The 26,247-nt window shown below is 73.6% G+C and carries 22 protein-coding genes; 6 read left to right on the top strand and 16 right to left on the bottom strand.

Going from position 1 to position 26,247, the window contains the following annotated elements; all coding sequences use genetic code 11:
* Positions 1–178: 178 nt before the first annotated feature.
* Positions 179–1,522: a UDP-glucose dehydrogenase family protein gene (locus tag ABD973_RS19660; protein ID WP_125821318.1), complete on the top strand. Its 1,344-nt coding sequence runs from the start codon at positions 179–181 to the stop codon at positions 1,520–1,522.
* A 4-nt stretch (positions 1,523–1,526) separates the two neighbouring features.
* The gene (locus ABD973_RS19655; RefSeq protein ID WP_125821319.1) at positions 1,527–2,828 is read left to right on the top strand and encodes a glycosyltransferase family 87 protein; all 1,302 of its coding nucleotides are present in this window, start codon (positions 1,527–1,529) and stop codon (positions 2,826–2,828) included.
* A gap of 6 nt (positions 2,829–2,834) precedes the next feature.
* On the opposite strand, the gene ABD973_RS19650 is transcribed toward ABD973_RS19655, so the two are convergent.
* The 4 genes from ABD973_RS19650 to ABD973_RS19635 form a co-directional block, all read right to left on the bottom strand.
* Positions 2,835–3,902, bottom strand: a complete 1,068-nt coding sequence (locus tag ABD973_RS19650) for a dipeptidase (RefSeq protein WP_345501204.1) — start codon at positions 3,900–3,902, stop codon at positions 2,835–2,837.
* Between the two features lie 142 nt (positions 3,903–4,044).
* Positions 4,045–5,223, bottom strand: coding sequence for a dipeptidase (locus ABD973_RS19645; protein WP_125821321.1), 1,179 nt, complete (start codon positions 5,221–5,223; stop codon positions 4,045–4,047).
* A complete protein-coding gene (purE, locus tag ABD973_RS19640) occupies positions 5,220–5,747 on the bottom strand; it encodes a 5-(carboxyamino)imidazole ribonucleotide mutase (protein WP_125821322.1) in 528 nt (175 codons plus the stop codon). Before purE ends, ABD973_RS19645 begins: the two co-directional genes overlap by 4 nt.
* Positions 5,744–6,883: a 5-(carboxyamino)imidazole ribonucleotide synthase gene (locus ABD973_RS19635; protein ID WP_125597913.1), complete on the bottom strand. Its 1,140-nt coding sequence runs from the start codon at positions 6,881–6,883 to the stop codon at positions 5,744–5,746. The genes purE and ABD973_RS19635 overlap by 4 nt, the downstream gene beginning before the upstream one ends.
* Before the next feature lie 209 nt (positions 6,884–7,092).
* On the opposite strand from ABD973_RS19635, the gene ABD973_RS19630 reads away from it, so the two are divergent.
* Positions 7,093–7,629, top strand: coding sequence for a GtrA family protein (locus ABD973_RS19630; protein ID WP_125597916.1), 537 nt, complete (start codon positions 7,093–7,095; stop codon positions 7,627–7,629).
* 14 nt (positions 7,630–7,643) lie between these two features.
* On the opposite strand, the gene ABD973_RS19625 is transcribed toward ABD973_RS19630, so the two are convergent.
* Entirely contained in the window at positions 7,644–8,909 is a 1,266-nt protein-coding gene (locus tag ABD973_RS19625; protein ID WP_125597918.1) for an ATP-binding protein, read from the bottom strand.
* Between the two features lie 10 nt (positions 8,910–8,919).
* Positions 8,920–9,597 (bottom strand): response regulator transcription factor, encoded by a 678-nt coding sequence (locus ABD973_RS19620; RefSeq protein WP_125597921.1) that lies wholly within the window; start codon positions 9,595–9,597, stop codon positions 8,920–8,922.
* A gap of 471 nt (positions 9,598–10,068) precedes the next feature.
* On the opposite strand from ABD973_RS19620, the gene ABD973_RS19615 reads away from it, so the two are divergent.
* Complete coding sequence (locus ABD973_RS19615) at positions 10,069–11,586, top strand: peptide MFS transporter (protein ID WP_345501197.1); 1,518 nt, start codon at positions 10,069–10,071, stop codon at positions 11,584–11,586.
* A gap of 73 nt (positions 11,587–11,659) precedes the next feature.
* Here ABD973_RS19615 and ABD973_RS19610 read toward each other — a convergent pair whose 3' ends face one another.
* From ABD973_RS19610 to hutU, 8 genes are all read right to left on the bottom strand, one after another.
* Entirely contained in the window at positions 11,660–12,997 is a 1,338-nt protein-coding gene (locus ABD973_RS19610; RefSeq protein WP_345501195.1) for a hypothetical protein, read from the bottom strand.
* Complete coding sequence (locus ABD973_RS19605) at positions 12,994–14,094, bottom strand: hypothetical protein (RefSeq protein WP_345501193.1); 1,101 nt, start codon at positions 14,092–14,094, stop codon at positions 12,994–12,996. The genes ABD973_RS19610 and ABD973_RS19605 overlap by 4 nt, the downstream gene beginning before the upstream one ends.
* On the bottom strand, positions 14,091–15,149 hold the full coding sequence (locus tag ABD973_RS19600; protein WP_345501191.1) for a COG1470 family protein: 1,059 nt from the start codon (positions 15,147–15,149) through the stop codon (positions 14,091–14,093). The genes ABD973_RS19605 and ABD973_RS19600 overlap by 4 nt, the downstream gene beginning before the upstream one ends.
* A 16-nt stretch (positions 15,150–15,165) precedes the next feature.
* Positions 15,166–15,861 (bottom strand): LPXTG cell wall anchor domain-containing protein, encoded by a 696-nt coding sequence (locus ABD973_RS19595; protein ID WP_345501189.1) that lies wholly within the window; start codon positions 15,859–15,861, stop codon positions 15,166–15,168.
* Between the two features lie 138 nt (positions 15,862–15,999).
* The gene (hutI, locus tag ABD973_RS19590) at positions 16,000–17,178 is read right to left on the bottom strand and encodes an imidazolonepropionase (protein ID WP_125821327.1); all 1,179 of its coding nucleotides are present in this window, start codon (positions 17,176–17,178) and stop codon (positions 16,000–16,002) included.
* A gap of 26 nt (positions 17,179–17,204) precedes the next feature.
* Positions 17,205–18,545 (bottom strand): formimidoylglutamate deiminase, encoded by a 1,341-nt coding sequence (locus tag ABD973_RS19585; protein ID WP_125821328.1) that lies wholly within the window; start codon positions 18,543–18,545, stop codon positions 17,205–17,207.
* Complete coding sequence (locus ABD973_RS19580; protein ID WP_241253560.1) at positions 18,536–19,726, bottom strand: allantoate amidohydrolase; 1,191 nt, start codon at positions 19,724–19,726, stop codon at positions 18,536–18,538. Before ABD973_RS19580 ends, ABD973_RS19585 begins: the two co-directional genes overlap by 10 nt.
* A gap of 95 nt (positions 19,727–19,821) precedes the next feature.
* Entirely contained in the window at positions 19,822–21,486 is a 1,665-nt protein-coding gene (gene hutU, locus ABD973_RS19575) for a urocanate hydratase (protein ID WP_125597948.1), read from the bottom strand.
* 104 nt (positions 21,487–21,590) lie between these two features.
* Here hutU and ABD973_RS19570 point away from each other — a divergent pair, with 104 nt between their 5' ends.
* Positions 21,591–22,934, top strand: coding sequence for a type III PLP-dependent enzyme domain-containing protein (locus ABD973_RS19570; protein ID WP_125821330.1), 1,344 nt, complete (start codon positions 21,591–21,593; stop codon positions 22,932–22,934).
* A 159-nt stretch (positions 22,935–23,093) separates the two neighbouring features.
* Here ABD973_RS19570 and ABD973_RS19565 read toward each other — a convergent pair whose 3' ends face one another.
* Positions 23,094–23,936: a MurR/RpiR family transcriptional regulator gene (locus ABD973_RS19565; RefSeq protein ID WP_125603246.1), complete on the bottom strand. Its 843-nt coding sequence runs from the start codon at positions 23,934–23,936 to the stop codon at positions 23,094–23,096.
* A gap of 148 nt (positions 23,937–24,084) precedes the next feature.
* Here ABD973_RS19565 and ABD973_RS19560 point away from each other — a divergent pair, with 148 nt between their 5' ends.
* Positions 24,085–24,453, top strand: a complete 369-nt coding sequence (locus ABD973_RS19560; protein ID WP_125821331.1) for a hypothetical protein — start codon at positions 24,085–24,087, stop codon at positions 24,451–24,453.
* Positions 24,454–24,829: 376 nt separating this feature from the next.
* Here ABD973_RS19560 and ABD973_RS19555 read toward each other — a convergent pair whose 3' ends face one another.
* A complete protein-coding gene (locus tag ABD973_RS19555) occupies positions 24,830–26,212 on the bottom strand; it encodes a cystathionine beta-synthase (protein WP_125603253.1) in 1,383 nt (460 codons plus the stop codon).
* Between the last annotated feature and the right edge of the window lie 35 nt (positions 26,213–26,247).

The following is a 26,247-nucleotide window of genomic DNA, read 5'->3' as shown; positions in this document are numbered from 1 at the left end:
CGCCCGGCGCGGGATGCTAACTACCGTTAAGTAACCCAAATTCTAGTTCCCGGCGTCCGTGCAGCGATATGCGGCGCGTACGTGAGCTGCGTGACAGCCGGATGCTCCGGGGAACGTCCCCACGGACCGGCCCGACTATGCTCGGGGCCGCAAACGGCCCCGCACCTCTGGAGCATCCATGGCCCCCCTCAAGATCACCGTGATCGGTACCGGCTACCTCGGCGCCACCCACGCCGCGGCCATGGCGGAACTCGGCTTCGAGGTGCTGGGCCTGGACGTGGTCCCGGAGAAGATCGCGATGCTGGAGGCCGGCCGGGCCCCGATGTACGAGCCCGGCCTGGAGGAGCTGCTCGCCCGGCACGTGGCGGGACTGCCCGGATCCACCGGCCGGCTGCGGTTCACGCGGTCGTGGGAGGAGCTCGGCGCGTTCGGCGACGTCCACTTCGTGTGCGTGAACACCCCGCAGAAGCACGGCGAGTACGCCTGCGACATGTCGTACGTGGACGCGGCGTTCGAATCGCTCGCCCCGCACCTGAACGGGCCGGCGCTGGTGGTCGGCAAGTCGACCGTGCCGGTGGGCTCGGCGGCGCGGCTCGCGGCGAAGCTGGCGGAACTGGCCCCGGCGGGCGCGGACGTCGAACTGGCGTGGAACCCGGAGTTCCTGCGCGAGGGCTTCGCGGTGCAGGACACCCTGCACCCCGACCGGATCGTCATCGGCGTCCGGGGCGAACGCGGCGAGAAGCTGCTGCGCGAGGTGTACGAGACCCCGATGTCCGAGGGCAGCCCGCTGGTGGTCACCGACTTCCCGACCGCGGAACTGGTCAAGACGGCCGCCAACTCCTTCCTGGCCACCAAGATCTCCTTCATCAACGCGATGGCGGAGGTGTGCGAGGCCGCCGGCGGCGACGTGGTCAAGCTCGCCGAGGCCATCGGCCACGACGAGCGGATCGGCGCGAAGTTCCTGCGCGCCGGGATCGGCTTCGGCGGCGGCTGCCTGCCCAAGGACATCCGCGCCTTCATGGCCCGCGCCGGCGAGCTGGGCGCCGACCAGGCCCTGACCTTCCTGCGCGAGGTCGACTCCATCAACATGCGCCGCCGCGGCCACATGGTCGAGCTGGCCCGCGAGGCCGTCGGCGGCTCCTTCCTCGGCAAGCGGGTCGCCGTCCTCGGCGCCACCTTCAAGCCCGACTCCGACGACGTCCGCGACTCCCCCGCCCTCAACGTCGCCGGGCAGATCCACCTCCAGGGCGGCCAGGTCACCGTCTACGACCCCAAGGGCATGGACAACGCCCGCCGCGTCTTCCCCACCCTCGGCTACGCGGACTCCGCGCTGGCCGCGGCCCGCGGCGCCGAGGTCGTCCTGCACCTCACCGAGTGGCGCGAGTTCCGCGACCTCGACCCGGCCGAGCTCGGCGCCGTCGTCACCGACCGCCTCGTCCTGGACGGGCGCAACGCCCTGGATCCGGTGCGCTGGCGGGCGGCCGGCTGGACGTACCGCGCGATGGGCCGGCCGCAGGCCTGACGCCATGACGACGACCAGTAGCCTCCCCGCCGACCCGGCCGCGCCGGCCACGGCGCCGGGGCCCGCCGCGCACCGCCGGCGGACCTCCTTCGAAGCGGCCGCGCGCGGACGCGGCGCCCTCGCCGGCATCGCCGGCTTCTGGCTGGCCAGCCGGGCCGCGATGCTCTGGATGCTCGTCAACGACTTCTTCAGCTCGAACCTCGTACGCGTGGAGGTCACCGCGACCTACCACAACTGGTACGACGTCCTGTCCACCTGGACGCTGCCGCAGAACGACATCATGTGGCAGTACCCGCCGGCCGCCGCGGCGGTCTTCCTCTCCCCCGACCTGCTGCCGTTCCTCACGTACTTCCAGGCCTTCGTGGCCCTGACGGTGCTCTGCGACGGCGTGGTCCTGCTCGGCCTCGTCCGGGCGGCGCGCAGGAGCGACGGCAGCATGGCCGGCGCCCTGCTGTGGCTGGCGGCGCTGCCGATGATGATGGCGACCCCGTTCGCGCGCTACGACATCCAGGTCACCCTGCTCGCGGTCTTCGCGCTGCTCGCGCTGCGCAGCCGCCCCCGGGCCGGCGGGGTCGTCGCCGGCATCGGCGCGATGGTCAAGGTGTGGCCGCTGCTGACCCTGCTCGGCACCCCGCGCGGCAGGTCGACGCGGGACGCCGTCGTCGCGGCCGCGCTGTCCTGCGTGGCGCTGCTCGCCGTCTTCGCGGCGCTGTTCAGCGACACGCTCGGCTTCCTCGGCAACCAGGGCGACCGCGGCGTGCAGGTCGAGTCCCTCGGCGGCTCCGTCCTGATGGCGGCCCGCTTCCTGGACCTGTGGCCCGGCTGGATCGACTTCCAGTACGGGGCCTTCGAGTACATCGGCCCGTACGTGGCGGACATCGCGCGGGCCTCGCTCGCCCTGACCCTGGCCGGCTTCCTGCTGCTCCTGCTGTGGCGCGTCCGGGCGAACCACTGGACGAGCGCGACGCCTTTCGACGCCGCGCTCTGCGCGATCCTGGTCTTCACGGTCACCAGCCGCGTCATCAGCCCGCAGTACATGATCTGGCTGCTCGGCCTCGCCGCGGTCTGCCTGACCTCCAGGAACACCACCCAGCGCCCGGTCGCCTGGCTGCTCGTCGCCGCCAACGCGCTGACCACGCTGATCTTCCCGGTCTGGTACGCGGACATCCTCGCCACCAGCGCGCTCGGCACGGCCTTGCTGTGCCTGCGCAACGGCCTCCTGCTCTACGCCACGGTGTGGTCCGTGGTCCGGCTGTGGAAGGCGACCGTCCGGCGCGGGCCGGCGCCGGAGGCCGCTGCGGCCTAGGGGGCCCTAGGGCGCTCTGCGGTGCTGGGCGGCGCGGGCCGTGAACTCCGCGTCGCGCAGCACCCTCTGGGCGTTGCCCCAGGTCAGCAGGGCCAGGTCGGATTCCGTCCAGCCGCGTTCCAGGAGTTCCGCGATCAGGTGCGGGTAGCCCGAGGGGTCCGCGAGGCCGGCCGGGCGGGGGCCGCCCCGCTCGGCGCCGAAGGCCGCGCCGAGTCCGACGCCCTCCGGGCCCGCGATGGCCCGTACGTGGTCCAGGTGGTCGGCCACCGCGTGCAGGGAGTCCCCGGTCCGGGCGGTGTCGAAGGTGACCATCGCCAGGCCGTTCGCCGCCCGCAGCGCGAGCAGCACCTCGTCGGTGACGTTGCCCGGATGCGGGTTGAGGGCGGCGGCCCCCGTGTTCGAGATGATCACCGGTGCCTTGGACGCCGCCGCGAGCTGGCAGGCGGAGGCCGGCGGGCAGCCCGTCAGGTCCAGCAGCATCGCCAGCCGGTTCACCTCCTTGACCACCTCGTGGCCGAAGGCCGTCAGGCCCTCCTCGGCCCAGGGGGCGCCGGCGGGCGCGAGGAGGCGCACGCCCAGCGCGTGGAAGGCCCGCAGCGCGCCGAGGGAGTCGGTGAGCGTACTGCCGGGGACGGGGCCGAGGAACGAGGCGATCCGGCCCCGGTTGCGGGCGTCGGCCATGTCGTCGGCGCTCAGCGCCAGGCACAGGCTGTCGGGGTAGCGGCGCATCAGGGACCGCGCCACGTCGATCTGTTCGAGGGTGTCGGACACCACCTGGTCGGCGGCGGCGTCCGGGCGGGGCCGGCCCGGGGGCACGAGCAGCGTCCAGAACTGGGCGCCCACCCCGCCGGCGCGGAGCCGGGGGATGTCGGTGTCGACGCCGGTGTCGGGGGTGTCGATGTCGTGGTACGGGCTCTGGCGCAGGGTCCAGACGAGGGTGTTGCACCCGTCCGCGACGGGATGGACGGCGAGCAGCTCGGCTGCGCGGTCGAGGGCGCCGCCCGTGAAGGCGGGAGCGGGGACGTCTTCGGCTCCGACGCCCACGGAGTGGGGTTCATCCTGCAGATCGGCCATGGCAGTGGCTCCGGTCTCGGCGGCAGCAGGGAGAGAAGGTGCTGCCACCGTGCCACGCGGTGCACCGGGGCCGCCCGGCGGATGTGGCGTTCGGGTGGTTCCCCCTGCCCCGGCCCGGGCCGGGGCAGGGTGGGGCCGGGGGTCAGGGGTGGGCGTTCGAGGGGCCCGTGGTGGCCGAGAGGGCGCGGGAGGTCGATTCCGCGTCGCGCAGCACCCGTACCGCGTTGGACCAGGTCAGCTTCGCCAGGTCGGCCCGGGACCAGCCGCGCCCGATCAGCTCCGCGATCAGGTTCGGGTAGCCCGACACGTCGTCCAGCCCCGCCGGGGTGAACGCGGTGCCGTCGAAGTCGCCGCCGATGCCGACGTGGTCGATGCCGGCCACCTCGCGCATGTGGTCCAGGTGGTCGGCGACGGTGGCGGCGGTGGCCACCGGGCGCGGCCGGGCCGCCTCGAACTCCCGGTGCAGGGCCATCGCCTCCGGGGTGGTGTCGAGGTGGTGGAAGCCGTGCGCGCGCAGGTTCTCGTCCGCCGCCAGGGTCCACTCGACGGCGGCGGGGAGGATGAACTTGGGCACGAACGTGGCCATCGCCACCCCGCCGTTGCCGGGCAACCGCTCCAGCACGTCGTCGGGGACGTTGCGCGGGTGGTCGCAGACCGCGCGCGCCGAGGAGTGCGAGAAGATCACCGGCGCCCGGGAGGTGTCGAGGGCGTCGCGCATCGTCGTCGCGGCGACGTGCGAGAGGTCCACGAGCATCCCGATGCGGTTCATCTCGCGCACCACCTCGCGGCCGAAGCGGGTGAGCCCGCCGTGGCGGGGTTCGTCGGTCGCCGAGTCCGCCCAGTCGATGGTGTCGTTGTGGGTGAGCGTCATGTACCGCACGCCCAGCTGGTGCAGGGCGCGGAGGGTGGCGAGCGAGTTGTTGATGGAGTGCCCGCCCTCGGCACCCATCAGCGAGGCGATCCGGCCCTCGGCGCGGGCCGCCTCCATGTCGTCCGCCGTCAGCGCGCGCACCAGCGAGTCCGGGTAACGGGTGATCAGCTGGCCGACGGCGTCGATCTGCTCCAGGGTGGCGCTGACCGCCTCGTCGCCGCTGTAGTCGGAGCGCACGTACACGGACCAGAACTGGGCGCCGACCCCGCCGGCGCGGAGCCGGGGCAGGTCGGTGTGCAGGTGGTCCGACTGGTCGCCGGCGATGTCCCGCCGGTCGAGGTCGTAGCGGACCTGCTGGCGCAGCGCCCAGGGCAGGTCGTTGTGCCCGTCGACGACCGGGTACTCGGTGAGCAGCTCCCGGGCCTGCGCCAGCAGGTCCGCCGCGCTCACTTGCCGAACCCGAAGGAGCCCGAGCCCGCGACCTTCGTCCGCAGCCGCTTGCCCTTCTCGGTGGCCTGGTCGTTCAGCTCCTGCTGGAACTCGCGCATCCGGCCGAGCAGCTCCGGGTCGTGCGCGGCCAGCATGCGTACGGCCAGCAGGCCCGCGTTGCGCGCTCCGGCGACGGAGACGGTCGCGACGGGGACCCCGGCGGGCATCTGCACGATCGACAGCAGCGAGTCCATGCCGTCGAGGTACTTCAGCGGGACCGGCACGCCGATGACGGGCAGCGGGGTGACGGAGGCGAGCATCCCGGGCAGGTGGGCGGCTCCGCCCGCGCCCGCGATGATCGCCTTCAGGCCGCGGCCGGCTGCCTGCTCGCCGTACGCCACCATCTCGCGCGGCATGCGGTGGGCGGAGACGACGTCGACCTCGTAGGGGATCTCGAACTCGTCCAGGGCCTGGGCCGCGGCCTCCATGACCGGCCAGTCGGAGTCCGAGCCCATGACGATGCCTACGACGGGGGAGGTGCTCATTCGGTGATCGTTCCTCTGAGGTAGCCGGCTGCGTGACGTGCGCGCTCCAGCACATCGTCCAGGTCGTCGCCGTATGCGTTGACGTGGCCGACCTTGCGGCCGTGTTTCACGTCCTTGCCGTACATGTGGATCTTCACCTGCGGGTCGTGGGCCATGCAGTGCAGGTAGCCCGCGTACATGTCGGGGTAGTCCCCGCCGAGCACGTTCGCCATGACCGTCCAGCGGGCCCGGGGGCGCGGGTCGCCCAGGGGGAGGTCCAGGACCGCGCGGACGTGGTTGGCGAACTGGGAGGTGACCGCACCGTCCTGGGTCCAGTGGCCGCTGTTGTGCGGGCGCATGGCCAGTTCGTTGACGAGGATGCGGCCGTCGGTGGTCTCGAACAGCTCCACGGCCAGGTGGCCGGTCACGCCGAGTTCCTTGGCGATGCGCAGGGCCAGGGCCTGGGCCTCGCCGCCTAGGGCTTCGGAGAGGTCGGGGGCGGGGGCGATCACCGTGTCGCAGACCCCGTCCACCTGGATGGACTCGACGACGGGGTAGGCCACCGCCTGGCCGTGCGGGGAGCGGACGATGTTGGCGGCGAGCTCGCGGACGTAGTCCACCTTCTCCTCCGCCAGGACGGGGACGCCCGCCTTGAACGGCGCCTCCGCGTCCTCGGGGGTGCGGACGAACCACACGCCCTTGCCGTCGTACCCGCCGCGCACCGTCTTGAGGATGACGGGGAACCCGCCGACCTCCTGCGCGAAGGCCGCCACGTCCGCCGGATCGCTCACGATCCGGTGGCGGGGGCTGGGCGCGCCGATCTCGTCGAGCTTGGCGCGCATCACCCCCTTGTCCTGGGCGTGCACCAACGCGTCGGGCCCCGGCCGGACGGGGATGCCGTCCGACTCCAGGGCCCGGAGGTGCTCGGTGGGTACGTGCTCGTGATCGAAGGTGATCACGTCGCAGCCGCGCGCGAAGGCGCGCAACGTCTCCAGGTCGCGATAGTCGCCGATGACGACGTCGCTCACGACCTGGGCCGCCGAGTCCTGTGGGGTGTCACTGAGGATCTTGAATCTGATGCCGAGGGGGATACCCGCCTCGTGGGTCATGCGGGCGAGCTGTCCGCCGCCGACCATGCCGACTACCGGGAACGTCACGCCTCCAGGGTATCCGGCGGTATTCCGCCATTCGGACGTGACCCTGGCGCGGACCCGCCGGTGGCCCCCGAGGGCCCCGTGTGCCGTGCGTCGCACGGGGTGCCGGGGCGCGGACTCCCGCCGCGGGGGACACTTAGCATGGTGTGGTTGACGAGATCGGGTGACGCGCCGCCGCGGGGCGACGACGACGGACAGGACTGAACCATCACATGAGCAGCACGCCGAACGCCGTACCGCTGTCCGAGCGCCTGCGCGGTCTCGCCCGGGAGGCCGTCAAGTTCGGGGCGGTCGGCGGAGCGGGCGTCCTGGTCAACTTCGGCGTCTTCAACCTGCTGCGCAACACGACCGACCTGCAGACGGTGCGCGCGAACGTCATAGCCATCGTGGTCGCGATCATCACGAACTACGTGGGGTTCCGCTACTTCACCTACCGTGACCGCGACCTGGGCAGCCGGCGCCGCGAGATGCTCCTCTTCGTCCTGTTCAGCGGGATCGGCATGGTCATCGAGAGCGGCGTGCTCTACGTCGGCACGTACGGCTTCGGCTTCGACGGCTCGCTCGCCAACAACGTCTTCAAGTTCGTCGGCATGGGCGTGGCGACCGTGTTCCGCTTCTGGTCCTACCGGACCTGGGTCTTCAAGGCCCTGCCCACGCCGGCCGCGCACTCGCTGGTCGTCGAGCAGCGCGACGGGCACGAAGAGCCCGCGACCCCCCGGACCCCCGAGCCCGCCGCCAACCAGGGCTGACGGCCCCCCGACGGCTACCTGACCGTACGCTCCGGCTCCGCGCGCTCCGGGGCGGTGCGGCTGAGGAAGAGCGCGAACACCGGCGGCCGGCTCTGGAGCAGTTCCAGACGGCCGCCGTCCGCTTCCGCGAGGTCCCGGGCGACGGCCAGGCCGATGCCGGTGGAATTGCGGCCGCTGATGGCCCGCTCGAAGATCCGGTTGCCGAGGTCGGGCGGGACGCCGGGGCCCTCGTCCGTGACCTCGATGACGGCCTGGTTGCCGGTCACGCGGGTGCGCAGGGCGACGGTGCCGCCGCCGTGCATCAGCGCGTTCTCCACGAGGGTCGCCAGGACCTGGGAGACCGCCCCGGGGGTGCCGACGGCCCGCATGCCGGTCTTGCCGGAGCGGACCACGGCCCGGCCGGCGCTGCGGTAGGCGGGCCGCCACTCCTCCACCTGCTGCTTGACGACCTCGTCCAGGTCGAAGGGGACCGCCGAGCCGGTCCGCGGGTCCCGGGAGTTCGTCAGCAGCCGCTGCACCACGTCCGTGAGCCGCTCCACCTGGGTGAGGGCGATGCTCGCCTCCTCCCGTACGGTCTCCAGGTCGTCGGTGACCGTGATCTCCTCCAGCCGCATCGACAGGGCGGTCAGGGGGGTGCGCAGCTGGTGGGAGGCGTCGGCGGCCAGGCGCCGCTCGGCGGTCAGCATGCGGGCGATCCGCTCGGCGCTGGAGTCCAGCACGTCGGCGACGCGGTCCAGCTCGGGGACCCCGTAGCGCTTGTGCCGGGGCCGCGGGTCGCCCGAGCCGAGCCGTTCGGCGGTCTCGGCGAGGTCGGTGAGCGGGGAGGCCAGCCGGTTGGCCTGGCGTACGGCGAGCAGTACGGCCGCGACGACGGCCAGCAGCGCCACCGCGCCGACCACCGCCAGGGTCCGCCCGACCTCCTTGGTGACGGTGGCCCGGGACTCCTCGACCACCACGTGCATGCCCTGTTCGCCGCGGGCGGTGCCGCGGATGACGCTGTCCTCGATCCGGTCGCCGACCTCGACGACCGGCCGGCCGGGGACGGTGATGCGGGCGTACGTGCCGAGGTCGAGCTGCTCGGCGAGGGCGCCCGCGTCGACGGGCTTGTGCTCCAGGGCGTCCGCCTCGACGATGCCGAGCAGCCGCAGCGCCTCGGAGCCGATGCGGTCCTGGGCGCTGCTGGTGATGGTCCGGGTCTCCACGATGACGAGGGAGACCCCGAACACGGCGATCACGACGAGCACCACGGCGAGCGTGGAGTTGATGAGGCGGCGGCGCATGCCCTGGGTGTCAGCTCTTCTCGAAGCGGAAGCCGACGCCGCGGACGGTCGCGATGTAGCGGGGGTTGGCGGCGTCGTCGCCGAGCTTCTTGCGCAGCCAGGAGATGTGCATGTCGAGGGTCTTGGTGGAGGACCACCAGGTGGTGTCCCAGACCTCGCGCATCAGCTGGTCGCGGGTGACGACCCGGCCGGCGTCGCGGACCAGGACGCGCAGCAGGTCGAACTCCTTGGCGGTGAGCTGGAGCTCCTCCTCCCCCATCCAGGCGCGGTGCGACTCGACGTCGATGCGCACGCCGTGGGTGGCGGGGGCCTGGCTGGCCTCGCCCGCGCCGCGCCGCAGCAGGGCCCGTACGCGGGCCAGCAGCTCGGCGAGGCGGAAGGGCTTGGTCACGTAGTCGTCGGCGCCGGCGTCGAGGCCGACGACGGTGTCGACCTCGTCGGCCCGGGCGGTCAGCACCAGGATGGGGAAGCCGTGACCCTCGGCGCGCAGTCGCCGGGCCACCTCCAGGCCGTCCATGCCGGGCAGGCCGAGGTCCAGGACGACGAGGTCGACGCCGCCCTGCAGTCCGGCGTCCAGGGCGGTGGGGCCGTCCTCCCGGACCTCGACCTCGTACCCTTCCCGGCGCAGGGCGCGGGCGAGGGGTTCCGAGATGGATGCGTCGTCCTCGGCGAGCAGTACACGCGTCATGTGGGTGATGGTAGTCCGCGGCGGCTGAAAGCAGGCGCTTGCCCGCACACCCCTCTCGAACTGGGGTTATGGACTACTACCCGCCTTCGAACATGACGTATCGGTTCCCGGAATGCCTGTGATCCATCTCTCAAGCCCTTCCATATGCATCGGTGCCCTGTCGTATGGTGGCGGAACGCCCGATGCACTACCGAGGGGATATTTGCGCTCAAATCCGCGCGAAGAACCTCAAATTCTGCTCTGGTCGGTTCATTCCGGCCCAGATGACAGTGAATGACCTATGGGCCGGGCCCGGCGCGCGAGGAGGCGCGCGGGGCGTGGATCCCGGTTACGGCTGCCCCGTCACCCCGCCATAGCGGGACACGAGACCCCAGGGCGTGGGGTGGGACATCCGTCGCCGGTGCCGGCCAACCCCCACCGGGCGCTGAACAGCTCACGAAGCCAAGCGTCCCGAGCAAGCAAGGATCGACCATGGCTTCCAGCCTGACGAAGGACTCGGCGACTCCGGCGCCCGAAAAGACCTTCTTCGGCCACCCCCGTGGCCTGGCCACTCTGTTCATGACCGAGATGTGGGAGCGGTTCTCCTACTACGGCATGCGGGCCCTTCTCGTCTACTACCTGGTCTCGGGCGGCGCCGACGCCGCCACGGGCAGCCAGGGCGGCGGTCTGGCCATGACCGCGGCGACGACCACGGCCATCTACTCCGTGTACGTCTCGATGGTCTACCTGATGGCCATGCCCGGCGGCTGGTTCGGTGACCGCGTCTGGGGCGCCCGCAAGACGGTCGCCATCGCCGGCTTCATCATCATGGCGGGTCACCTCTCCCTGGCGCTCCCCGGCCAGGCGATGTTCTTCGTCGGTCTGATCCTGGTCGCGGCGGGCTCCGGTCTGCTGAAGGCCAACATCTCCACGATGGTCGGCCACCTCTACGACGGTCCGGACGACCCGCGCCGTGACGGTGGCTTCACCCTCTTCTACATCGGCATCAACCTCGGTGCCTTCGTCGCTCCCTTCGTCGTCGGCACGATCGGCAAGGAGCACAACTGGCACCTCGGCTTCGCGCTCGCGGCCGTCGGCATGGGCCTGGGCCTCGCCCAGTTCCTGATCGGCACCAAGAACCTGAGCCCGAAGAGCAGCCAGGTCCCGAACCCGCTGACGCCGGAAGAGCGCAAGGCCGTCCTGACCAAGGGCGCCCTGGTCGTCGTGGCCGTCGCCGTCTTCTACGGCGCCGTCGTCGCCCTGGGCATGTACACGCTCAACTGGGCCCTGGTCCCGCTGACGCTGGCCGGCCTGCTCATCCCGATCGCCGTCCTGGTCCGCATCAAGCGCGACAAGGACCTCTCGGGCGCCGAGCAGTCGAAGATGACGGCCTACATCTGGTTCTTCATCGCCGCCGCCGTCTTCTGGATGATCTACGACCAGGGTGGCTCCACGCTGTCCCTGTTCGCCGACTCCAAGACCGCCGACACCGTCTTCGGCTTCGAGTTCTCGGCCACCTGGTACCAGTCGCTGAACCCGCTGTTCGTGATGGCGCTGGCCCCGGTCTTCGCCTGGGCGTGGCTGTGGCTGGCGCGCAAGAACCAGGAGCCGAACACCATCGTGAAGTTCGCGATGGGCCTGGTCCTGATCGGCGCCTCGTTCTTCGTCTTCATCGTCCCGATGGGCATGGCGACGGGCGACACCAAGGTCTCCCCGATGTGGCTCGTCTCGATCTACATGATCCAGACCATCGGTGAGCTGTGCGTCTCCCCGGTCGGCCTCTCGGTCACCACCAAGATGGCCCCGCAGAAGTACGCCTCCCAGATGATGGGCGTCTGGTTCCTCGCGGTCACCGCCGGTGACTGCGCCACCAGTCTGCTCTCCATCGCCGGTGTCGACCTGAACGGCACGTGGGTGATCGGCTTCCAGGCCGCCGCCGCGGCCCTGGCCGGCTTCGCGGTCTACACGTACCGCAAGAAGGTCCAGGCCCTCATGGGCGACGTGCACTGACGCACCCCGCACGAACGCGCAACGGCCCGGCACACCGGAAGGTGTGCCGGGCCGTTGCGCGTTCCGGGGTCCGTCAGCGGGTGCCGCGCAGGCGGCGCCACGGGGTGAAGGTGAAGACCGCGCCGCCGAGGAGGATCACGGTGCCCGCGACCAGCCCGAGGGCCTTGAGGCCGCCGTCGTCGTCGGCGCCGGTCTCGGCGAGGCCGCCCGGGCCGGCGCTGCCGGAGGCCGCGGAGCCGGAGGAGGTGGAGCCGGAGCCGCCCGGCTGGGCGGTGGTGTCCAGCTCCAGGGAGACACCGCTGCCGGTCGCCTTGCAGGGCACGTTGATCGGGGTCGAGCCCGGGGCCATCGTGACGTCGATCGTCAGCTGGTCGGGGCTCAGCGTCACCTTGCCCGACTTGCCGGGCTTGTAGGTGCCCGTCATGTCGCTGAGGCTGACCGGTGCCTTGTCCGGGATCGGCTCGGCGTTGGCCGGGCCGGTGACCTTGACCGTGCCGCTGTCGGCGCCGCCGAGCTTGATGTCCATGGAGGGCTTGAGGGCCCCCGCGGGCAGGGCCATGGGGGCGGCCATGGCACCCTTCGCGGTCTTGACGGTGAGGTCGAAGGCGCCGCCGGCGTTCTTCCTGGCGTTGACGGTGACCGGGGTCTTGATGCCGCCGGGGACGACCGCGCCGCAGTCGTACGCCACCTCGACCGCCTTGCCCGGGAAGTCGGTCTGACCGCCGCTGCCGCCGGTGCCTCCGCCCGAGCCGCCCGTGGTCGCGCCGCCGGTGGTGGTGCCGCCCGTCGTCGTACCGCCGGTGGTGGTGCCGCCGGTCGTCGTGCCGCCGGTCGTCGTGCCGCCCGTCGTCGTGCCGCCCGTGCCGCCGCCGTCCGTCACGTCGATGACCGCCCCGCCCTTCACCTCGCCCACCGGGGCGCACTTGGTGACGAAGGTGCCGAAGGAGAAGGTCACCGCGACCTCGTACTTGCCGGGGGTCACGGTGATCTTGCCGGCCTTGGTCAGCTTCAGCTTGCCCTTCATGGTGGACATCACCATGGGGGCCTTCTTCGGGATCTCCGGGTTCTTCTTCTCCCCGACGACCTTGACCTCCCCTCCCCCGCCGCCGACGGTGAGCCAGCCCGTGGGCTGGACCGAGTCCTTCGGGATCACCATCAGGTCCGTGTTGTTCGAGGCCGGCTTCACCGTCTCCCACGACACGTCGACCTCGTCGCCGACCTTGGCCGCAGCCGGTGCGGTGATCTTGGCGGTGGTCTCGCCCTCCACCGGGTCGCCGCCGCCGGCCGGCGGCACGCACTTGACCTTGAACGTGGCTTCGGCGGCCTGGGCGGGGGAAGCCGCCACGGCGACACCCGCGCCGCTGAGCAGCAGCGCGACCAAGGCCGCGCTCGCCCTCCGTTGGGTCTTCACGATGGTCCCTTCGTCGTCGGACTGTGATCGGACGGTGCGGATGTCTGTGGGGGTCCCGCGTCCCGCGGTTCCGGCTGCGGGGTGAACCAGGGGAGCGCCGGCGGCCGAGCCCCGGCGGCCCCGGCGGCCGTGACCCGGGGCAGCCGGGCGGTCACCGCCGCCGGGTCCGGGGCGGCCTTCGGGCCCCGGTGGCGGCCGGGGGTACCCGCGCGGGGGCGGACCCGGTCGACGACGGCCATGCCCGCACGGAAGAGCGCCGTCGGGATGACCACCAGCAGCAGGCCCCAGAAGAGCAGCACCCCGTACGGGCGGTCCACGCCCCAGGGCTGGGCGGCCAGGACCGTGTCCCCGTACTTGAGGGAGACGGTGTAGTCGCCGTGGGCGCCCGCCGGCAGGGCCACGTCCAGCGCGACCTCCGCCTTGCCGCCGGGCGGGATCGTCCCCTTCCAGCGGGCCTCCTCCCACACCGGGGCGAAGACCCCCCGCGCGGTGCCGAGCTGGAAGACGGGGTCCTTGACCGGGGCCGAGCCGAGGTTGCCGACGGTGGCGGTGAACGTGCGGCCGGGCGGCGCGCCGAACCAGGTCAGCACCCCGTCCTCGCCCCTCAGCCGCACGCCCGTCAGCATCGCGAGGCGGGCCGTGCCGGACTCGGCGGGCAGGTCGGCCACCGGATGGCCGGTGATCCTGACCGGCACGGCCACCGTGGACTGGTCCCCGTTGACGGAGGTCACGTTGACCACGCACGGGCAGGGCTTGGGCGGCTCCGCGACCGGCAGCCGGGCGGTGAAGCGGCCGTCGTCGGTGACGGAGACGGCCGTGCCGTCGGCGTTGGCGCAGCTGTTGGTGCCGCCGATCATGTTCTGGCCGCAGACCAGCAGCATGACCAGGGTCTTCGGCCGCCAGCCGGTGCCGGTGACCGTGATCTCGGTGCCCTTGGCCGCCTCCTGGAGGGACAGCGCCGCGGTGGGCTTGCCCTCGGCCGCGGCGGCCGGGGCGCCCGCCGCGAGCAGCGGCAGCAGCGGGAGCAGGGCGAGGGCGAGCGCCGCCAGGGCCGCGCCGAGGGGGGATGCGGCCTTCGCGCCGGCCGTGCGGCTCACCTGGGTGCTCCCGTCAATTCGGTCAGCAGGGTCGGTCCCGTCGACTCGTGGTCGTCCGCCGCCGCGTCCCCCTGGGTCGGCGCCTCCCGCGTCGCCGTGCGCCGGGTGCGCCGGGCCCGTACGAGGAGCAGCGCGGCCAGGGCGGTCCCGGCGAGGGCGAGCAGGGCGCCGGCGGCCAGGCCGGTGGCGCCGCCGGGGGCCAGCCAGGCTTCGGCCTCGGCGGTGGCCGGGGCGGCGCCGGGGGCGGTGGCGGTGAGGGTCAGGGCCACCCGGTCGAGGGCGGGCGCGTCGGGCCAGGGTTCGCTCAGCCGGGCCCGCCGGCCGGGCAGCAGCTCGACGGGCAGGGCGCGGGCGGGCCGGCCGGCCGGCTCGTGCAGGGCGGCCTCGGCGCGCAGGGCGAGTGCGGGGGTGAGGGTCACGTTGCCCCGGTTGACCAGGGTGTAGTCCACCGTGGTGGCCGCGCCGTGACCGCGTACGGAGACGTCCTCGACGGTGAGGGCGGCCACGGCCGGGCCATCGACGCACAGGTGGATCCGTACGCCCGTCTCCCGGCCGGGCCCGCCTGCGACGACGGCGGCGGGGTGGTCGCCGGGCGGGGCCGCGGCCGGCACGGTGACGGTGAAGGGGACCACCGCGCGGGTCCGGGGCGGGAGCCTGACGGTGGCGGAGCCGCCGAAGCTGATCCACGATCCCGCGCCGGAGGCCCCCGGCGCGGCGGGGCGCACGGCGAGGGCGCCGTCCGGGGCGTTGTCGGCGTCGGCCCCGCGCAGGGTGACGGTGTACTCGCGGTCGCCGGGGTTGTCGAGGGCGAGGCGGTCCTCCAGGACGGTGCCGGCGGGCCCCGCGAGGTAGAAGTACGGCCGCGCCGCACCGGGCCGGGCGGTAGCGGGCGCGGCGGTCCAGCCGGGCCCGGCAGGCTCAGCGGGTGCGGCGGGCCCGGCGGCGGTAGCGGGCCCGGCGGACACGGCCGCGGCCGGGGCGGCGTGGAGGGTGGCCGCGGCGAGGAGGGCGGCGGCGAGCAGCCTGCGGCCGCGTCGTGCGGGGATGGGGGGCACGGGCGGGCGCCTCCGTTCAGGGCCGGGTGCGCTGGGGCTGCCGGCCGCGCCGGGTCAGCCAGAGCACCCCGGCGGCGCCGGAGAGGAGGACGGTGGCGCCGAGGGTGCCGAGGGCGAGGGCGGAGTCGGCGGGGCCGGTCTGCGGGAGGGTGTCCCCGCCACCGCCGTCGCCGCCGGTCTGCGGGGCGCCGCCGCCGGCGGCGGTGACGTCCGCCTCCAGGGACGGCTTGGGGCTGTTGCCCGGGGTGCAGGTGGTGGTGGTCCCCATGGCCTTGATGGTGAGGACGCCCGCGGTGAAGGTGACCTTGCCGCTCTTCTTCGGGGTGTAGGTGCCCGACAGGTCGGTGATCCTGATGGGGGTGTTGGCGGGCACGGCCTCGGGGTTGGGCGGGCCGGAGACCGGCACGGAGACCTTCTCGGCGCCGTCGGTCATGATCACGGCGCTGGGGTTCATCGCGCCCTTGCCGAGCTCGATGGGGCTGGAGGAGACGCCCTTCTGGAAGGACATCGTCAGCTTGTAGCCGTCGCCCTCCTTGACGGCCTTGATGTCGATGGGCGAGACCGCCGACTTGTCCCCGATCGGGGTCTGGCACTTGTACTCGACGTCGACCACGTCGGCGTGGGCCGCGGGGGCGGCGAGCAGGACCGCGGACCCGGCGAGCGCGAGCGCGAGCGCCGGCGCGAGTGCGGTGGAGCGTTTCCGGTCGGACACCTTCGTCTTCCCCTCGGGCCACAAGTTACTGACGACACATCAGATCGGTGGCACAAGGTACGCCCGGGACCTCACGGAGGGAAGACAAAGGGCGAACGGCACTTCGGGCGGTCCGGCGGCCGGCGTTCCGGCCGCCGCTCAGGCGGCGCGGACCCCCCGCTGCCAGACGGCGGAGACCAGCGGCACGCCCGGGCGGTAGGCGAGGTGGACGTGGCTCGGGGCGTCGAGGAGCGCCAGGTCCGCGCGGGCGCCGGGCGCCAGCCGGCCGATGTCGTTCCGGCGCAGCGCGCGGGCCCCGCCGGCGGTGGCGGCCCACAGCGCCTCGTCGGGGGTCATGCCCATGTCCCGGACGGCGAGCGCGATGCAGAACGGCATGGAACTCGTGTACGAGGACCCGGGGTTGCAGTCGGTGGACAGGGCGACCGTGGCGCCCGCGTCGAGCAGCCGGCGGGCGTCGGGCCACTGGGCGCGGGTGGAGAACTCGGCGCCGGGCAGCAGGGTGGCGACGGTGGTCCCGGCGGCCTGGGCGAGGGCGTCCACGTCGGCGTCGGTGAGGTGGGTGCAGTGGTCGGCGGAGGCCGCCTCGAGCTCCACGGCGAGCTGCACGCCGGGCCCGTACGAGAGCTGGTTGGCGTGCACGCGCGGGATCAGCCCGGCGGCGGCGCCGGCGGTCAGGATCGCGCGGGCCTGGTCGCCGTCGAAGGCGCCCTTCTCGCAGAAGACGTCCACCCAGCGGGCGTACGGGGCGCAGGCGGCCAGCATCTCGCCGGTGACGAGGCCGACGTAGCCGGCCGGGTCGTCGGCGTAGTCCGGGGAGACGATGTGCGCGCCGAGGTAGGTGACCTCCTCGGTGTGCTGGGAGGCGATGCGCAGGGCGCGGGCCTCGTCGGCGACGGTGAGGCCGTAGCCGGACTTGGTCTCGAAGGTGGTGGTGCCCTGGCGGCGGGCCTCGTCGAGGTGGCGCAGCAGGTTGGCCTCCAGCTCCGCGTCGGTGGCGGCGCGGGTGGCGGCGACGGTGGTGCGGATGCCGCCGGCGGAGTAGCTGCGGCCGGACATCCGGGCGTTGAACTCGGCGGTGCGGTCGCCGGCGAAGACGAGGTGGCTGTGCGAGTCGACGAACCCGGGGATGACGGCGCGGCCCTGCGCGTCGAAGGACGCGTCGGCGGCGGGGGCCGAGGCGGCGGGGCCGGTCCAGACGACGGTGTCGCCGTCGATGACGAGGGCGGCGTCCTCGATCAGGCCGAGGGGGGTGCCGTCGCCCTGGGCGGGGTCGTTGGTGACGAGGCTGCCGATGCGGGTGATCAGGGTGGTGGACACGGGGTTCCTCTCGGGGGGGTCCGGCGTCAGTCGCGGACGGCGGCGATGGCGGCGGCCAGGGCCCCGGCCACGTCCCCGACCAGGGTGTGGTGACCGTCGCGGACCACGTGGCGGCCGGCGACCACCGTGTGGCGGACGTCGGCGGCCGAGGCCGCGAAGACGGCCGTCTCCGCGCCGAGCCGCGGCGGCGGGCCGGCGGTGCGTACGGAGTCCAGCGCGACGGTGGTGAAGTCGGCCAGGGCGCCCGTCTCCAGGCGGCCCGCGTCCGGGAGCCCGAGCGCGGCGTGGCCGTCCTCGGTGGCGGCGCGGAGCAGGGCGTTCGCCGTCCAGTGGCCCCGGGTGCGGCTGGCGAGGCGCTCGTTGAGCTCCATCGCGCGGGCCTCCTCCAGCAGGTCGATCACGGCGTGGCTGTCGCTGCCCAGCGACAGCGGGCTGCCCGCCCGCTGGAGCAGGCCGGCCGGGCCGATGCCGTCGGCGAGGTCGCGTTCGGTGGTGGGGCACATGCAGGTGCCGGTCGTAGTCCCGCCGAGGAGGGCGATGTCCGCGTCCGTCAGGTGCGTGTTGTGCACGCCGGTGGTGCGCGGGCCGAGGACGCCGTGGTCGGCGAGCAGCTGCGTGGGCGTGCGCCCGTGGGCGGCCTGGCAGGCGTCGTTCTCCGCGGTCTGCTCGGACAGGTGGACGTGCAGCGGGGCCCGCCGGTCCTGCGCCCAGCCGGCGACCGTGGCGAGCTGTCCGGCCGGGACGGCCCGTACGGAGTGGACCGCCGCGCCGATCAGCGCGTGTTCGCGGGGCTTGAGGGCGGAGACCCGTTCGGCCCAGGCGTCGGCGGTGCCGTCGGAGAACCGCTTCTGGTGCTCGTTCGGGGCCTCGCCGAAGCCGGAGGAGAGGTACGCGGTGTCGAGGAGGGTGATGCGGATGCCCGCCGCGGCGGCGGCCTCGATGAGGGCCTCGCCCATGGCGTTGGGGTCGGCGTACGGGGTGCCGCCCGGCGCGTGGTGGACGTAGTGGAACTCGCCGACGTTGGTGATGCCGGCCAGGGCCATCTCCGCGTACACGGCGCGGGCCAGGTCGTGGTAGCTCTCGGGGGTGAGGTTCTGGGCGACCTTGTACATGACGTCGCGCCAGGTCCAGAAGGTGCCCGAGCCGACCTGCACGGCGGAGCGCAGGGCCCGGTGGAAGGCGTGGCTGTGGGCGTTGGCGAGGCCCGGGAGGGTCAGGCCGCGCAGGACCTCCGCGCCGGGGGGCGGGGTGTCGGTCCCGGTGCGCAGGGCGGCGATGCGCCCGTCGGCGGAGACCTCCAGGGTGACGCCCGGCTCGACGGCTGCGCCGAGCCAGGCGTGCTCCAGCCAGTACGTCTTCAGCGGCATGCCAGGCCTTCCAGTACGTCGGCGAGTGCGAGGACTCCGGCGACGCAGTCGTCCTCGGCCGCGAACTCCCGCGGCGAGTGGGAGACGCCGGTGGGGTTGCGTACGAACAGCATCGCGGTCGGGACGGACGCGGAGAGGATCCCGGCGTCGTGTCCCGCGCCCGTGCCGAGGACGGGGACGGATCCGCCGAGGATCCGGTTGAGCTCGTCGCGCAGGGCGTGCTCGAACTCGACGACGGGGGTGAAGGACTCCCGTACGACGTTCAGGTCGATGCCGTCGCGGTCGGCGTGCTCGCGGGCGGCCTTCTCGACGGCCGTGACGACCGTGTCGAGGGTGGCCTGGTCGGCGGCGCGGGAGTCGAGCCAGCCCCGGACGAGCGAGGGGATGGCGTTGACGCCGTTCGGCTCGACGGAGATCTTGCCGAAGGTGGCGACGGCGCCGGCGAGGGCCGCCTCCCGGCGGGCGGCCAGGACGGTCTCCGCGTAGGTGAGCATCGGGTCGCGGCGGTCCACGAGGCGGGTGGTGCCCGCGTGGTTGGCCTCGCCGTGGAAGTCGAACCGCCAGCGGCCGTGCGGCCAGATCGCGGAGGCGATGCCGACGCGGTCGCCGGACAGGTCGAGGGCGCGGCCCTGTTCGACGTGGAGTTCGACGAAGGCGCCGATGCGGGAGAGGCGTTCGGGGTCGGCGCCGATGGAGCCGGGGTCGTACCCGGCGGCCTCCATGGCCTGCGGCAGGCTGACGCCGTCGGCGTCGCGCAGTTCGTACGCCTTCTCCTTGGTCAGCTGTCCGGCGGCGAGCCGGGAGCCGACGCAGGCCAGCCCGAAGCGGGCGCCCTCCTCGTCACCGAAGTTGGTGATGGCCAGGGGCCGGGTGAGGGCGGTGCCGCGGGCGCGGAGCTCGTCGAGGGCGGCGAAGGAGGAGACCACGCCGAGGGGGCCGTCGAAGGCCCCGCCGTCGGGGACGGAGTCCAGGTGGGAGCCGGTGACCACGGCGTCGCCCGCGAGGGGGTCGCCGAGCCAGGCCCACTGGTTGCCGTTGCGGTCCACCTCGTACGCGAGCCCGCGCGCCTCGGCCTGCCCCCGGAACCAGGCCCGGCAGTCGGTGTCGGCGCCGGTCCAGGCGTACCTGCGGTACCCGCCGCTGCCGCTGTCGCGGCCGATGGGCCGCAGCTCGTCCCACATGGCGTGGAAGGAGCCCCCGGCCCCGGCGGCCGGGCCCCCCGGGGCGGAGCCCCGGGGGGCGGGGGCGGAGCCCCCGGTTCGAGCGGAGCCCTCGGTCACGCGGAGTCACCCTCGCGCATCGGGACGCGGACGCCGCGCTCGTCGGCGACGTCCTCGGCGATGTCGTAGCCGGCGTCGACGTGGCGGATGACGCCCATGCCGGGGTCGTTGGTGAGGACGCGGCGGATCTTCTCGCCGGCCAGCGGGGTGCCGTCGGCGACGGTGACCTGGCCGGCGTGGATGGAGCGGCCCATGCCGACGCCGCCGCCGTGGTGGATGGAGACCCAGGAGGCGCCGGAGGCCACGTTGACCATGGCGTTCAGCAGCGGCCAGTCGGCGATGGCGTCGGAGCCGTCGAGCATGGCCTCGGTCTCGCGGTACGGGGAGGCGACGGAGCCGCAGTCGAGGTGGTCGCGGCCGATGGCCAGCGGGGCGGCCAGCTCGCCGCTCGCGACCATGTCGTTGAAGCGCTCGCCGGCCCGGTCGCGCTCGCCGTAGCCGAGCCAGCAGATGCGCGCCGGCAGGCCCTGGAAGTGGACGCGCTCGCCGGCCATCTTGAGCCAGCGGTGCAGGGACTCGTTCTCCGGGAAGAGCTCCAGCATCGCCTTGTCGGTCTTGGCGATGTCCGAGGCCTCGCCGGACAGGGCGGCCCAGCGGAAGGGGCCCTTGCCCTCGCAGAAGAGGGGGCGGATGTAGGCGGGGACGAAACCGGGGAAGGCGAAGGCGCGGTCGTAGCCGGCCAGCTGGGCCTCGCCGCGGATGGAGTTGCCGTAGTCGAAGACCTCGGCGCCGGCGTCCATGAAGCCGACCATGGCCTCGACGTGCCGGGCCATGGACTCGCGGGCGCGGGTGGTGAAGCCGGCCGGGTCCTTGGCGGCGGCGTCGGCCATGTCCTCGAAGTCGACGCCGACCGGCAGGTAGGACAGCGGGTCGTGGGCGCTCGTCTGGTCGGTGACGATGTCGATCGGCGCGCCCTCGGCCAGCATCTGCGGGAGCAGCTCGGCGGCGTTGCCGAGGAGGCCGATGGACAGCGGGCGGCGGGCGTCGCGGGCCTCGGTGGCCAGCTGGAGGGCGTGGGCGAGGCTGTCGGCCTTCACGTCCAGGTAGCGGTGCTCGATGCGGCGCTCGATGGCGCGCGGGTCGACGTCGATGCAGATCGCGACGCCGTCGTTCATCGTCACGGCCAGCGGCTGGGCGCCGCCCATGCCGCCGAGGCCGGCGGTGAGGGTGATGGTGCCGGCGAGGGTGCCGCCGAACTTCTTGGCGGCGACGGCCGCGAAGGTCTCGTACGTGCCCTGGAGGATGCCCTGGGTGCCGATGTAGATCCAGGAGCCGGCGGTCATCTGGCCGTACATGGTCAGGCCGAGGTGCTCCAGGCGGCGGAACTCCTCCCAGTTGGCCCAGTCGCCGACCAGGTTGGAGTTGGCGAGCAGGACGCGCGGCGCCCATTCGTGGGTCTGCATCACGCCGACCGGGCGGCCGGACTGGACCAGCATGGTCTCGTCCTGCTTGAGGGTGCGCAGGGTGCGGACCATGGCGTCGAAGGAGCGCCAGTCGCGGGCGGCCTTGCCGGTGCCGCCGTAGACGACGAGCTTGTCGGGGTGTTCCGCGACCTCGGGGTCGAGGTTGTTCTGCAGCATCCGGAGGGCGGCCTCCTGCTGCCATCCCAGGGTGCTGAGCTCGGTGCCTCGCGCGGCCCGTACGGGGCGGGGTCCTGACATGGCTGGTGCCTCCTCCGATGTTGGTCAATCCATTCACATCCTCGCCGCATGAATAGTTCCAGTCAACAGCTGCGGGCGGGTCGGCCTGATGATGGGATGGCGCCATGGCCGCAGACACGCACGCGCAGGGCGCCGCGCAGCGCCGCGACCGGGCCGTACGGGCCGCCGTGGAGCAGGGGCTGCTGGACCGCGAGCCGGTGGTCTGCCTGCTCGACGTGGCCGGTATCCGCGCCTCCGCCGCCGCCCTGACGGAGGCCTTCGCGGCCGCGGTGGCTCCCGGGACGCCCGTCCTGCACACCTTCGCCGTGAAGGCCGCCCCGCTGGTGCCCGTGCTGCGGCTGCTCGACGGCTGCGGGCTGGGCTGCGAGGCGGCCAGCCCCGGCGAGCTGGCGCTGGTGCGGGCGGCCGGGGTCCCGGCGGAGCGGACGGTGCTGGACTCCCCCGCGAAGACGGCGGCCGAGCTGCGCGGGGCGCTGGCCCTGGGGATCGCCGTCAACGCCGACAACCACCAGGAGCTGGAACGCCTCGACGCCCTGGTGGCGGCGGCCCCCACCCGCTCCCCCGTCGGGCTGCGGATCAACCCGCAGACCGGCGCCGGGTCCATCGGCGCCCTGTCCACGGCCACCGCCACCTCCAAGTTCGGCTTCGCGCTGCGCGATCCGGGGGCGCGCGAGCGGCTCGTACGGGCCTACGCGGAGCGGCCGTGGCTGACCCGCCTGCACATCCACTCGGGCTCGCAGGGCGTACCGCTGGAGCTGATCGCCGAGGGGGTGCGGGAGCTGCACGGGCTGGCCGGGGAGATCAACGCGGCGGCCGGGGAGCGCCGCGTCGACACCCTCGACATCGGCGGCGGGCTGCCGGTGGACTTCACCTCGGACGCGCACGCGCCCTCGTACGCGGAGTACGTGGCAGCCCTGCGCGCCGCCGTCCCGGCGCTCTTCGACGGCTCGTACGGGCTGGTCACCGAGTTCGGGCGGTCGCTGCTGGCCAAGCACGGGCTGGTGCTGGCGCGGGTCGAGTACACGAAGACCACCGGCGGCCGCCGCATCGCCCTGACCCACGCGGGCGTCCAGCTGGCCACCCGCACCGTGTACGCCCCGGCCGCCTGGCCGCTGCGGATCCTGGCGTACGACGCCCAGGGCGCCCCCAGGACCGGCCCGCCGCTCACCCAGGACGTCGCGGGCCCGGCCTGCTTCGCGGGGGACCTGCTGGCCGCCGCCCGGGAGCTGCCGGAACTCTTCCCGGGCGACGTGATCGCCGTCCCGGACACGGGCGCGTACGCCTTCACGGCCCACTACGGCTACAACAGCCTCCCCCGCCCGGCGGTCCACGGCTTCACGACCGACGGCCCGGGCGGCGGCCTCCGCTTCACCCTGGCCCGCCGGGCCCAGTCCCCGTCCGAGATCGTCGCGGAGGCGGGCGGAGACCACGCCGACGCCCTGCTGTAGGAACCCGGCCCGACGGCGTCCGGGACGCGGGGGCCCGGGGCGGCGCCCCCGGGGACGGGGGCCGGGGCGGAGCCCCGGGGAACGGGCGAAGGGTGGGTAGGGGACCCCGGGCCCGCGCAGCGGCCCCCGCCCCGCCCAGCCGCCCGGGAGGGCCACGGCCTACTCCACGAACAGCCCCCGCGCAGCGGCCCGCGCGTCGAAGTCCTCCAGCCGCGCCTGCGCGTCCGGAAGGGCGTCCGCCATCGCCTCCAGCAGCACCCGCCCCAGCAGCATCGGCGCGCACGCCGTGTCGAAGGCCAGCCCGGTGCCGACCGGTGCCGGGATCAGCAGGTCCGAGTGCCGGGCGACGGGCGCGAAGGCCGAGTCGGCGACCGTCACCGCCGTCAGCCCCGCCGCCCGCGCGTGCTCCAGGGCCTCCACCACCTCGCGCGGGTGCCGCGGCAGCGCGAAGCACAGCAGCGCCGAGGCCCCGGCCGCGGCGGCCGCGTCGATCCGGTCGGCGAGCATGGAGCCGCCCTCGTCGAGGAGGCGTACGTCCGGGTGCACCTTGGCCGCGAAGTACGCGAACCCGCGCGCCTGCGAGGACGCCGCCCGCAGCCCGAGCACCGGCAGCGGCGCCGAGGCCGCGAGCACCCGGCCCGCCTCCTCGACCGGGGCCGGGTCCGCGAGCATCGCCGAGAGCCGCTGGAGGTTCTCGATCTCGCCCTGCACGGCCTGCTGGTACTCGTTGTACTCGCCCTCGCGCGCCGGCTCGGGACGCCCGGCGGGCGCGACCTCGCGCAGGTGCCGGCGCAGCGCCGGGTACCCGTCGAAACCGAGGGCCACGGCGAACCGGGTCACCGAGGGCTGGCTCACCCCGGCCAGCTCGGCGAGTTCCACGCTCGACAGGAAGGGCACCTCCGCCGCGCCGCGCACCATGCAGTGCGCGATGCGCCGCTGGGTCGGCGTCAGCCGGTGTCCCTCGAACAGCCGTTGCAGCCGTGCGGCCGGGCTGTCGTTCATCGCCGCCCCCTCCGTCCCGTCCCCGGTGAGATATTCAGTCACCCTGCACTCTGCATGTGTCTATGCAGCTGGGCAAGCCGGTGCCCGCGATCCGGATACGGGGGCTACCCCCAGTGCGGGCCGCGGCGGCCCTTCCTACGGTGGCGGCATGACAGAGCTCAAGAAGGAACTCGCCGCGACGCTGGAGGCCCGGCGGGAGCTCGGGCCCGAGTACGAGGCCGCGCTCGTGGACTCCTTCGTGGACAAGGTCGACACCCAGGTCCGGCGCCGCCTCGCCGAGGAGCGGCTGCTCCAGGTGCGCGGCGGGACGGCCGGGCAGGGCCCCGCCGGATCGGTGAGCGCCTTCGGGGAGCGCTTCGGCTTCGCGATCGTCACGCTGGTGCTGGCGGTCCCGCTGTCGGCCATCGGCGTCACCCAGGGCATCGGCGGCCTGGTGGCCACCTGGGCGGGCATCGTGGGCGTCAACCTCGCCCACGCCGGCCGCCTGCGCCGCCCCGGCCGCGACCCGCGCGCCTGAAAGGTGACGGCCGGCCCGCCGACGCGCCCTTCGCGCAAACGGTACGGGGGCGACACGTGACGGCAGCACCCGCTTAACACGGCTGCGCCACAGTGGTGTCCGTCGGCAGGGGAGCCCGGGAGACCGGGAAGGCAGCGCACCCGGCCGGCACCTCGCACGGCGCCCGCGCGCCTCCGGAGCGGCTCCCGGAACGCGCCGGCGCCACGGACGCGGACGGCCCTGACCCGGCCCGTGTCCCGGGCGGGGACCGCCGTCGTCCCGCCCCCCGGTCCGCCGGGGGTGCGGCGGTCCCCGCCTTCTGCGCGACCGCGGGGAGGCGGCGGCCCCGTGGCCCGCCGCCTCCCCGACCGCGTACGCGGGGACCCCCGCCCGGTTCCTACTTGGCCGTCTTGGCCAGGAACGCCAGCAGGTCCTGACGGCTCACCACGCCGGTGGGCTTGCCCTCGACCAGCACGATCGCCGCGTCGGCCTCGCCGAGCACCGCCATCAGCTCGGACACCGGCTCACCGGAGCCGACCTGCGGCAGCGGGGCGCTCATGTGCTTCTCCAGCGGGTCGCCGAGCGAGGCCCGCTGCGCGAACAGCGCCGCGAGGAGCTCCTTCTCCACGACCGAGCCGATGACCTCGGCGGCCATCACGTCGGGGTGGCCCGCACCCGGCTTGACGATCGGCATCTGCGAGACGCCGTACTCGCGCAGCACCTCGATGGCCTGGCCGACGGTCTCCTCGGGGTGCATGTGGACGAGCGACGGGATGCCGCCCTCCTTGTCCGCGAGGACGTCGCCGATGCGCGCGGCGGGACCGGCCTCCTCCAGGAAGCCGTGCCCGGCCATCCACTCGTCCGAGAAGATCTTGCTGAGGTAGCCGCGGCCGCTGTCCGGCAGCAGGACGACGACCACGTCGTCCGGGCCCAGGCCCTCGGCGGCGCGCAGCGCGGCGACGACCGCCATGCCGCAGGAGCCGCCGACCAGCAGGCCCTCCTCCTTCGCCAGGCGGCGGGTCATCTGGAAGGAGTCCTTGTCGGACACCGCGATGATCTCGTCGGTGACGTTCGGGTCGTAGGCCGTCGGCCAGAAGTCCTCGCCGACGCCCTCGACGAGGTACGGACGGCCGCTGCCGCCGGAGTAGACGGAGCCCTCCGGGTCCGCGCCGATGACCTTGACCTTCCCGCCGCTGACCTCCTTGAGGTAGTTGCCGGTGCCGGAGATCGTGCCGCCCGTGCCGACGCCGGCCACGAAGTGCGTGATCTTCCCCTCGGTCTGCTCCCACAGTTCGGGACCGGTGGTCTCGTAGTGCGAACGGGGGTTGTTCGGGTTGCTGTACTGGTCGGGCTTCCAGGCGCCGGGCTCGCGCGCGAGGCGGTCGGACACGTTGTAGTAAGAGTCCGGGTGCTCGGGGTCGACGGCGGTGGGGCAGACCACGACCTCCGCGCCGTACGCGCGCATCACGTTGATCTTGTCCATGGACACCTTGTCAGGGCAGACGAAGATGCACTTGTAGCCCTTCTGCTGGGCCACGATGGCGAGTCCGACGCCGGTGTTGCCGCTGGTGGGCTCCACGATGGTGCCACCGGGCTTGAGGGCACCGCTCTGCTCGGCGGCCTCGATCATCCGGACGGCGATGCGGTCCTTGACCGAACCGCCGGGGTTGAAGTACTCGACCTTGGCCAGCACGGTGGCCTGCAGGCCTTCGGTCACGCGGTTGAGCTTCACCAGCGGGGTGTTGCCGACGAGGCTGATCATCGAGTCGTGGAATTGCACCATGTTCTCCAAGAAGGGGACTCCACGGGTTCTCC

The organism is Streptomyces racemochromogenes, from assembly GCF_039535215.1.
GTDB lineage: Bacteria > Actinomycetota > Actinomycetes > Streptomycetales > Streptomycetaceae > Streptomyces > Streptomyces racemochromogenes.
The sequence above is the reverse complement of the archived record's forward strand: the minus strand, read 5'-3'. Positions and strand labels throughout refer to the sequence as shown.

Coding starts and splice junctions, on each gene's coding strand:
- purE (WP_125821322.1), bottom strand. CDS start 5,747: ATGAGCACCTCCCCCGTCGTAGGCATCGTCATGGGCTCGGACTCCGAC.
- ABD973_RS19630 (WP_125597916.1), top strand. CDS start 7,093: ATGAGCAGCACGCCGAACGCCGTACCGCTGTCCGAGCGCCTGCGCGGT.
- ABD973_RS19615 (WP_345501197.1), top strand. CDS start 10,069: ATGGCTTCCAGCCTGACGAAGGACTCGGCGACTCCGGCGCCCGAAAAG.
- ABD973_RS19565 (WP_125603246.1), bottom strand. CDS start 23,936: ATGAACGACAGCCCGGCCGCACGGCTGCAACGGCTGTTCGAGGGACAC.
- ABD973_RS19655 (WP_125821319.1), top strand. CDS start 1,527: ATGACGACGACCAGTAGCCTCCCCGCCGACCCGGCCGCGCCGGCCACG.
- ABD973_RS19585 (WP_125821328.1), bottom strand. CDS start 18,545: ATGCCGCTGAAGACGTACTGGCTGGAGCACGCCTGGCTCGGCGCAGCC.
- ABD973_RS19570 (WP_125821330.1), top strand. CDS start 21,591: ATGGCCGCAGACACGCACGCGCAGGGCGCCGCGCAGCGCCGCGACCGG.
- ABD973_RS19580 (WP_241253560.1), bottom strand. CDS start 19,726: ATGTGGGACGAGCTGCGGCCCATCGGCCGCGACAGCGGCAGCGGCGGG.
- ABD973_RS19660 (WP_125821318.1), top strand. CDS start 179: ATGGCCCCCCTCAAGATCACCGTGATCGGTACCGGCTACCTCGGCGCC.
- ABD973_RS19560 (WP_125821331.1), top strand. CDS start 24,085: ATGACAGAGCTCAAGAAGGAACTCGCCGCGACGCTGGAGGCCCGGCGG.
- ABD973_RS19620 (WP_125597921.1), bottom strand. CDS start 9,597: ATGACGCGTGTACTGCTCGCCGAGGACGACGCATCCATCTCGGAACCC.
- ABD973_RS19625 (WP_125597918.1), bottom strand. CDS start 8,909: ATGCGCCGCCGCCTCATCAACTCCACGCTCGCCGTGGTGCTCGTCGTG.
- hutU (WP_125597948.1), bottom strand. CDS start 21,486: ATGTCAGGACCCCGCCCCGTACGGGCCGCGCGAGGCACCGAGCTCAGC.
- ABD973_RS19650 (WP_345501204.1), bottom strand. CDS start 3,902: ATGGCCGATCTGCAGGATGAACCCCACTCCGTGGGCGTCGGAGCCGAA.